The organism is Candidatus Lokiarchaeota archaeon, assembly GCA_014730275.1.
Lineage (GTDB): Archaea > Asgardarchaeota > Thorarchaeia > Thorarchaeales > Thorarchaeaceae > WJIL01.
In genome coordinates, this window is sequence record WJIL01000047.1 from 1 (window position 1) to 8,942 (window position 8,942).

Below are 8,942 nucleotides of genomic sequence, written 5' to 3' on the forward strand. Positions count from 1 at the left end.
GCAAAAGATGAGGGCATGGAACTGTTCGAATTCTTGAGAAAACGGGTTCTAAGTCGAGAGGATGACTATTTGCAGCCTGTGCCCATGTCCAATGTTATCAACGGTGGAGAACATGCAGGGAATGATTTGGCTATACAGGAGTTCATGATTCTCCCTGTAGGCGCGGCAAATATCCAGGAAGCTGTTCGCTGCATCAGTGAGATATACCATGTTCTTGGAAAGCAGATGGTTTCGAAATACGGTAGCGTCGCGAAGAACATAGGAGATGAAGGCGGGTATTGCGGCTTTGGCCTGGAAGAGACAGAAGATGCCTTTGAGAACCTCATGACCGCAGTGGAAGAAGCTGGCTACTCACCTGGCAAGGAGGTAGTCTTCGGTATCGATGCGGCGGCAAGCGAATTCTACGAAGATGGCGTCTATCATATCGATGGCAAGGACTTGAATTCAGGGGAACTACTCGAGTTCTATCTGGATTTGGAGAAGACATATCCTATTCAAAGCGTCGAAGACCCGTTCAATGAAGACGCTTTTGATGATTTTGCAGCCTACACGAAAAAGACTGGCGTTCAAGTAGTTACAGATGATCTCACTGTATCGAATCCGGATATCGTGTCAGAAGCGATTGATATGGATGCAGGGAATTCGCTTCTCTTGAAGGTGAATCAAATCGGAACAGTCACGGAAGCTATGGAGGCAGCCCGATTAGCAAACGAAGCAGGATGGTCTGTAGTAGTGAGTCACCGGAGTGGCGAAACAGGTGATACATTCATCGCTGACTTGGCTGTAGCCCTGTCAACGGGTCAAATCAAAACCGGCGCACCAGCACGTAGTGATAGAGTTGAGAAGTATAATCGGCTTCTGGAAATCCATGATATTCTCGACGGAGAGTGTGGGTATCCTGGCTCTGATTTCAGAACGGCATGGAGGGAGTATCAGTAAATGACTGAGAAACGAACAGCAATGCTGGTTGTACTGGATGGCTTAACCGACAGACCACTTGTTGAGCTTGATGGCGGAACACCTCTTCAAGCAGCTGACACACCTTGCTTCGATCGTCTTGTTGCTGAGGGTCAGACTGGCCTAATGCACGTAATTGGCCCGGGTATAACACCCGGTAGTGACGCGGCGCATCTCGCCCTCTTTGGCTATGATCCTATGGATAACTATCCTGGACGCGGTCCTTTGGAAGCCCTGGGAGCTGGAATAGAATCAAAACCCGGTGACGTGGCATTCCGTTCCAACTTCGCCACAGTCGATTCGGATTTCAAAGTGGTTGATAGACGAGCAGGTCGTCAGTTTACAAAGGAAGAGCATAAGATTCTGAAGAAAGAACTGGATGGTCTGGAAATTGATGATGTGACGGTATCCTTTGTTCCAACTGTTCAACACAGAGGTGCCGTAGTTCTGAAAGGTGAGAACCTATCGGGGGACATCACGGATACAGATCCACATGAGGTCGGGGTGAAGATTCTTGAATCAAAGGCTAAGAACGAGGCTGCTGAAAAGACTGCAAAGGTCGTTAACAAGCTCGGCAGGATAGCACACGACCGATTCAAAAATCTGGAGCTCAATGAGAATCGAACAGAACAGGATTTACCTCCTGTTAACGCTCTGCTTCTGCGAGGGGCTGGCCAGCATGCTGAGATACCTACCATCAAAACGAAGTACGGTATACGTTCTGCGGCCTTGGCTGGTGGCGCGTTGTATATTGGTGCAGCAAAATACGTTGGGATGGAGTATTTCGATGTAGAGGGGCATATCGGAACCATTGAATCCAACTATGGGAACATCGCAAAACAAGCAATAGAGTGTGTAAACGACGGATACAGATACGTCTTTATTCATCTGAAAGCTACCGACAATGCGGCTCACGACGGAGATATAGAACGGAAGATTCTTGCCATCGAGAAAGCAGACAGAATGGTAGAACAGATTACGGAAGCAGTGGGTGATCAACTAGTTCTAGCGGTGACCGGAGATCATACAACTCCAATCAAAGTCAGAGATCATACATCAGATCCTGTTGCTCTTCTGTTATGGTCGGAATTTATTCGCTCTGACTCTGTTACCAGATACTCGGAATTTGATGCTGGTCGTGGGTCTCTGCATACAATTCTTGGTAGGAATCTTATGCCGATTCTACTTGGTTATGCAGGCTATATCGGAAAGATGGGTGCATAATCAAAAGTTGTTTGTTTCCATCGCGGCTTATGAATACTCTTAAGGTGACCGACTCTTTGAATTAATTGTCTGTCCGGAGCACTGCACTACATGAAACCCTCTCAGGAAATTGTAAAATCTAAATTCCGTCATATGTTTTCAGTCTCGAACAAACGCAAATTCGGTATCATTCTTACTTTTGTTCTGTTGTCTTTATCATTCTCGGCTGGGCTTCCCGTTCAAGCTTCAGAAGATGCGGAAGATGAACATGCAATCATCCCCGGACAAAATTCGAACAGCGAACTAGAGATATTTCAGAATCTCTCGTCCAGCTCGGTTGTTCCTACTGATGAACTTGATATTGTTCATGAGGAGGAGGCTTTCGATGGATACAATCTGCTGGTACTTCAACGAATGGAAGAAGAAACCCGGTATAAGGAACTCTATCTAGTTATAATGGATATGGAGGGCAGTGTAATTGCTGAAAAGAGACTTGGTGCAAACTTCTACTTAGCAGATTGTCCTGCTGAGTGGATAAATGCTACCGCGATATTGTATGGTACTCCTGAAGGAGCTGTTATCTGGGATTATTATAGAGACACTACTGTTGAGCTCGATTTTAGGGGACATCACGAATACGAGTATAATCACGTGAACGATACGATTTTCACCTTTGAATATGAGTTTGTAGAAATCGAAGGAGAAGAATATCTCTTTGATAGGATAGTGGAATACAATCTAACAGGTGATGTTGTCTGGACTTTGGATACCACTGATTTTGTATCGCCTACGCAGGGATGCCCTTTCAACGACACCTTCTATCAGAGACCCGATATAACCCATTCAAATACAGTATTCTTCGATGAAGACTACAATGTAATCTATTACAATGCCCGTAATCTAAATACTTTCTATGAGATTGATCATTCAAATGCAGAGATTCTTTGGGCGGTTGGAGAGTACGGCAATTTCACTTTGTACAATCAAAGCGGTGTAGAACGCGAAGCACTCTTCTATCACGCTCATGCTGTTGAAAAAATCGATACTAACAGATTCATCATCTTTGACAACGACTATCATGACCCGGAAGACCCCCTTACCAAGCAATCACGAATCCTAGAAATTGCGGTGGACGAAGATGCTGAAACTGCAACGGTTGTTTGGTCTTGGGAACCTTCCATCGAGTACTGGTCACGAATATGGGGCGATGCTGATAGACTTCCAAACGGAAATAGTCTCGGGGTTTTTGGAACGAGAGGTCATCCCTATAGTTCAGCTAGTGCGCGACTGGTAGAAGTGGACGAAGAGGGCAACATTGTATGGAAGATTGACTTCCCGCAAGGGGCGGGATACAGCTACGGAGTCTATAGGATAGAACGATTCCGTTTTGCTCCCAGTATTGATTATCCAGATACTGTGAGATTCACAGCGGACGACAATATAACTATTGATTTGAAAGCCTGCTACAACTTTAAACCCAAACGTCATGTTATGGGAACCTACGAAGTCTACGTCGATGGTAATCTTTGGTCATCTGGTAGCATCACTTATGATAGATATTGGCGGTATCGTGGACAGATCATTAAACTTGGAGAATTGGCTCCAGATAGCTACAACCTTACTCTATCAATAAGTGATGAGGCTGGTCATAACACAACAAAAGCAGTGGAGCTGATCATATCCTCCTCGTCAATAAACCAGTTCGTTATACCTGTTATCGCATTGGCTTGCATAATCGGTATTTTGAGTTTGGTCGTTGCTGTTTACAAAGGCGATTACTTCGCAAGACATATTGACAAAGGGAGCTGAGAGACGCAGGCCACAGTACTCGATTGAGATTCCTTTTTGGTTTACGGAGCTGCTTCTTAGATCGAATATTAAGCTTCTAGGCCTTTTCTCTGGACCCCTCGTTTACCGATACATCGATATTCGAAACCAGCTTCTTTCACCTTGTCAACATTGAATACATTTCTTCCGTCTACCAGAACCGGTGTTTTCATGACGGATTTGATTTTCTCTAAGTCAATGTCATAGTACATGTCATGCTTTGTTACTAGTGCTAGACAATCGGCTCCTTCAGCCGCTTCCATTAGATTCCGTTCAATTTCGTGTGGGCCGAATTCCCATTTTCTAACGTATGGGTCATGAAGCCGTACTTTGGCACCTCTCGATTCCAATGCTGAAACCAAATCTGCGGCTGGAGTGTTCCTTGTGTCATCAGAATTTTCAAGATATGATACTCCAAGGATTGTCACTTTTGCATCATGAATCGAAACATCTTGGGCCTGCAAGCCATTCTCCACCAAATCTGACATGTGAAGTGGCATACCGTCGTTGATTCTCCGTGATAGTGATATGAACTCAGGCTCAACTTTCCAACTGCCATACTCATAGAGGCCATATCTGAGGAGCCACGGATCCTTTGGAAGACAGTGACCGCCTACCCCTGCGCCGGGAATGTGCATATGCCTATCGTCTCGAGCGTTGATGAGATCTATTATGTCATAGATGTCCACTCCGAGACTTTCACAAACTAGAGCCATCTCATTGGCAAATGCAATATTGACATCTCTGTACGCGTTCTCTATTGTCTTTGCCAATTCAGCGCTCAGTGTATCCGTCGTGTAGATTTTTTCATTCACAATCTTAGAATAGAGCTCGACAGCTCTTTTGGTACTCTTCTCTGTGATTCCACCAACCACACGAGGCATGTCTGTAATATATTCCAGTAGTTTGCCGGGCATCACACGTTCATATGAAAATGCCAAATCGAAGTCTGTTCCTCCTTTGAGCCCTGATTCCTTTTCAATTATGCTTTGTACAACGTTCTGGGTTGTCCCAGGGGCGACTGTAGATTCGACAACAACCATAGCACCTTTCTTGATATGCTTGCCAATTTTTTCACTTACCTGTCTAAGCGAGTCATATCGTGGCATGTTCTGTGCATCTGTGGGAGTTTGTACATCAATGAGAATAACATCGGCATCAGCCAATACGCTAACATCTGAAGTGACATGAAATGTTCCTTTCTCAACAACCTTCGCAATGAGTTCTTCCAGACCTGGTTCAACACCTTCAAACGGGGATTTACCGCTGTTCAATACGTCGATTTTCCAACCCGATCTTTCAGACCTTCTCTGAAGACCTGTTACTTCCATCCCGTCAACGTCAGCCAATAGTGCAGCACACGGGATTCCAACATAGCCCATTCCAATTACAACGACTTTGGTTGTCATCTATTGCACATTCCTGCCAGATTTCAAACCCAGCAAGTTATTCGTTGAATCGCCTCAACGGAGCAGCCTGAAAAACATTACTCTACCGACTGCAATGGGAAATACCGAAACCATAAAGTAGCTAGTACTTGAGAATCAGATGTACCGGCAATTAGCATTATCAGTGAAATCAGGTGATGCTATTCTAATCTATCTCATCACTCCCGCAGAATTTCACAGGGGATTTAGAATAATGAAACAGCGGAAGCCATTCACACTACTTGCGTTTCTTCTTATGGCCAGCATCCTGATTTCAGGAATTGCAGTTGACCCCCATCAGAATCTCCAATCACGCAATATTGTATCGAGAGATATGTCTATGACTGGTGGAGAAAAGAGCTTGTTGAACTCAGATGCTAGAATCTCTGCCGAAGATGGAGAATCATTATACTCAAGTGCCAGCACCGAATTGATATCCAAGCCGGGTTATTTTGACGGGTATAATTTGTTTGTGCTTGGCCGTGGTCACAAAACCGAGGGTTACTGGAACTACTCACTGGTCATTGTAGACATGCAGGGCAACCTCGTACGAGAAAAACCGTTCGATGAATCTATGGCATTAGCGAATGCTCCTGCCGAGTTCATAAACTCAACAACAATCCTTCATGGTTCCCCCGATGGTGCGGCACTATGGAATATCTATACAAATGAAACACAGTATCTGGGCTTCTCAGGACATCACGAGTACGAGTACAATCCCAATGATGAGACATACTTCACTTTCACTTCCTATGAAATCACCATCGATAGCGAAGATTATCTCTTTGACAAGATAGTTGAATATGATGAGAATGCAGAGGTAGTGTGGGAATTGGACACTAGATCTTTTGTTTCTCACAATCAATGGTGTCCCTTTGGCGATACGAAACACGGCAGTGCAGATATCACCCATTCAAACACAATATACTACGATCCTGCCGAGGATGCGATATACTATCTTTCACGGAATGTGAATACATTCTACAAAATAGATCACGCAACAGGTGAGGTCTTGTGGAGTGTTGGTGAATATGGTGAGTTCACTCAATATGATTTGGATGGATACGAAAAAGAAAGTCTCTTTTATCATGCCCATGCTGTTGAACCTCTAGGAAACAATACTTACATCATCTTTGATAATGATGAGCACAATCAGGATACCCCTCTAAGCCAGAATTCCCGTATCATAGAAGTATCATTGAATCACAGCACTAAGACTGCAAATGAGACATGGGTTTGGAAAGCACCGTCTTCCTATTGGTGTATCAGATGGGGAGATGCTGATAAGCTTGCCAACGGAAATCGGTTAGGCACCTTTGGAACCGAGTTTCATCCCTCGACGGACTTAGGTGCTCGACTTACTGAAGTGAATGGAAACGGTGAAATTGTTTGGGAGCTCAACTTCGAGAATTCTGACGAGTACCATTATGGTGTCTATAGGATGGAACGGTTTCGATACGAACCTACAGTGAGCTCACCTCCAGATGCGCATTTCCTCCCTTCTGAAGAGGTTGAACTTGATTGGCAATCCTGGTACAACTATCGCCCCAAACACGACGTTACTGGAACCTATGAACTCTATCTTAATGAATCCTTGATTCAAGACGGATTCTTTTCATTTGATTCCTATTGGCGCCCCGCTAATCTAAGCTTCAACTTGGGTTCGCGTGAGTTAGGGAATTACAACTTCACATTGGAAGTATCTGATGAAGCAGGGCACACAACATCGGATTCTGTAAATGTTACTGTTGCTTCTTTCTTCATTGACCGACGGGGTCCTACTGAAATTGAAATCGGTCAAGAGGAAACAGTTCTTAGATGGTTCGGAGGTGCGGAAGATCCGCTAAACTGCAATATATCTCTGAACGAGAGTCTATTCAGAAGTTTCGAATGGAATGGTTCAGATATCGAGATGGACCTTGCAGATTTAGGACTTGGCTCTTATGAAGTCGAGTTCGTATTGTTCAACGCCACTCACACTCTCTATGAGAATACCTTCTGGCTTCACATTTATCCAAATCAGGCTCCAATGATACTATCACAACCTGAGAACATTTCGATCGGATGGAACGAGAGCCTCACCCTATCTTGGACTTTCTTCGATCATATGCCAGATAGCTGGAATCTAATGCTGAACGGAACCACCTATCTTTCAGAGGACTGGAGCACCCAATGGTATACCTTGAATTGGAGCATACCTACACTAGATGAGGCCTCTTACGAGGTGCGCTTGGAACTCCAAGATCAAATTGGCCATACAGCAACTGAATTTATGATTCTAACTGTAATTCCTCCGAGTCCACCTGTCATATCCGATTGGCCTACACAGGAAGTGGTCGAATGGGGGGCGGCCGGTACCGAGTTTTCCTGGGAGGCTCACGGAGCAGATAAATGGCAATTCTGGAGAAATGGCTCATTGATTGAGAGTGGAGATTTCAGTGAAAGCCATATTGTTACCCATGTGATATATGATTGGCAACAACAGAGATGGCGTCCAGGAATCTACAATATCACTCTCTCTGTTACATCCGCGGATGATAAGACTGTTACAAGATCCGATTTAGTCCAGATAGTATTGGATCCAGGTGACCCTTATGCAGATGCTACTGTTCCGGAGCGCTCATCATGGGCATCGCAGATGGAAAATGCAATCGGAGCTCCTGATGGTGACTTTGCTTTGATTTACTTGGACTACGGAAACGGTTTCTTAACCCTCGATATGGGAGAAGGTGAAGAAATAGTCAACGAAGCAGGGTCTGACTTCACAGTTTTTGCTGAAGGTGCAGAATACAGAGTATCTGTTTCGAACAATCTTGAGTCTTCATTCAAGGATCTTGGTATCATGAATGGAACACAGCAGATTGATTTGGAAAATGTCAGTTTGGATTTCGCAAGATATGTAATGATATCGTACTGGGACGGTACCGAAGTGCGGTTAGACGCCATTGTTGCTTCCCACCATAGCATCCCTACTGGTGATAATCAGCCTCCAGCTGTACAGGGTCCCGCCAACTTCTCTGTATTATCTCATGAACAGCCAATAACTCTGACTTGGAACGCAACAGATGAGACTCCTTGGGATTATACGATTCTCGTTAACGGAGATGTCTACGCGGAGAGTGAATGGTATGGAAATAACATCTTCTTCGAATTTAAATGGAATAAAACTGGACCAGTTGAAGTTGTCCTGAATGTGTCAGACGCCTTTTACAATACGGCTGAAGATCATGTGTTGATTCAGATTGAACCCTCACTTTTTGGTATGAACAGAAACTTGGTTCTTGGTCTGATTACCGCATCCATAGCAATTCCGGTTGTTATCGTGTTGTTTTGGAAGAGAACCATTATCGCAGAACAACTTAACAAATTCAGAACCTGAGATTACGAGGTCTATTCAGTATCAACGATTTGTTCAAGTTTTCGAACTGTATGATTAACAAAATCTGCGTCTTCAATAGAGAGGGTTATCGCATTCTGAGGACAGACTTCAACACATCTACCACATCCCCGACAATCATCACTGATTAC

Annotated in this window: 6 protein-coding genes; 4 read left to right on the forward strand and 2 right to left on the reverse strand. The window is 44.4% G+C overall.

What is annotated here, in order from left to right:
- The first annotated feature begins 15 nt into the window (after positions 1-15).
- From GF309_05340 to GF309_05350, 3 genes are all read left to right on the forward strand, one after another.
- Positions 16-939 (forward strand): hypothetical protein, encoded by a 924-nt coding sequence (locus GF309_05340; protein ID MBD3158195.1) that lies wholly within the window; start codon positions 16-18, stop codon positions 937-939.
- Positions 940-2,181 (forward strand): 2,3-bisphosphoglycerate-independent phosphoglycerate mutase, encoded by a 1,242-nt coding sequence (apgM, locus tag GF309_05345; GenBank protein MBD3158196.1) that lies wholly within the window; start codon positions 940-942, stop codon positions 2,179-2,181.
- Between the two features lie 90 nt (positions 2,182-2,271).
- A complete protein-coding gene (locus GF309_05350; GenBank protein MBD3158197.1) occupies positions 2,272-3,969 on the forward strand; it encodes a hypothetical protein in 1,698 nt (565 codons plus the stop codon).
- A gap of 68 nt (positions 3,970-4,037) precedes the next feature.
- Here GF309_05350 and GF309_05355 read toward each other — a convergent pair whose 3' ends face one another.
- The gene (locus tag GF309_05355; protein MBD3158198.1) at positions 4,038-5,396 is read right to left on the reverse strand and encodes a nucleotide sugar dehydrogenase; all 1,359 of its coding nucleotides are present in this window, start codon (positions 5,394-5,396) and stop codon (positions 4,038-4,040) included.
- Between the two features lie 139 nt (positions 5,397-5,535).
- On the opposite strand from GF309_05355, the gene GF309_05360 reads away from it, so the two are divergent.
- Positions 5,536-8,793 (forward strand): hypothetical protein, encoded by a 3,258-nt coding sequence (locus GF309_05360; protein MBD3158199.1) that lies wholly within the window; start codon positions 5,536-5,538, stop codon positions 8,791-8,793.
- 11 nt (positions 8,794-8,804) lie between these two features.
- Here the strand turns inward: GF309_05360 and GF309_05365 are convergent.
- The coding region (locus tag GF309_05365) for a 4Fe-4S dicluster domain-containing protein (protein ID MBD3158200.1) at positions 8,805-8,942 on the reverse strand (138 nt) is incomplete at its 5' end.

Bases quoted from the DNA above. Each gene is read 5' to 3' on its own strand.
- GF309_05340 (MBD3158195.1), top strand. From the start codon at position 16: ATGGAACTGTTCGAATTCTTGAGAAAACGGGTTCTAAGTCGAGAGGAT.
- apgM (MBD3158196.1), top strand. From the start codon at position 940: ATGACTGAGAAACGAACAGCAATGCTGGTTGTACTGGATGGCTTAACC.
- GF309_05360 (MBD3158199.1), top strand. From the start codon at position 5,536: ATGTACCGGCAATTAGCATTATCAGTGAAATCAGGTGATGCTATTCTA.
- GF309_05350 (MBD3158197.1), top strand. From the start codon at position 2,272: ATGAAACCCTCTCAGGAAATTGTAAAATCTAAATTCCGTCATATGTTT.
- GF309_05355 (MBD3158198.1), bottom strand. From the start codon at position 5,396: ATGACAACCAAAGTCGTTGTAATTGGAATGGGCTATGTTGGAATCCCG.